The 267-nt window shown below is 40.8% G+C and carries 1 protein-coding gene; it reads right to left on the reverse strand.

Translation table 11 applies throughout. The features are described from left to right. The coding region (locus ACFIO5_RS13110) for a M16 family metallopeptidase (protein WP_375705644.1) at positions 1-267 on the reverse strand (267 nt) is incomplete at both ends.

Genomic DNA, 267 nt, shown 5'->3' on the forward strand with positions numbered 1-267 from the left:
ATTGTGCTCGTGCTCGTTGAAGTTCATTGGTGTGGATATTTTTGCTTACCTTAGAGAGCTCATCGAGAATTACAGGAAGCAGTTCTTTTAGTTTCTCTTGTCCGGTGGCAGCGTGAAGGCCAAAAAGTCCGATATCTGAAAAGCCCCAATGAAAAGCATAAATAGAATAGCATAATCCACGTTTTTCTCTCACTTCTTGAAAGAGTCGTGATGACATACCTCCACCAAGAATGATTGAAAGAATTTGTGCAGCATAAAAATCACGCG

This window comes from Bartonella sp. AA86SXKL (genome assembly GCF_042196885.1).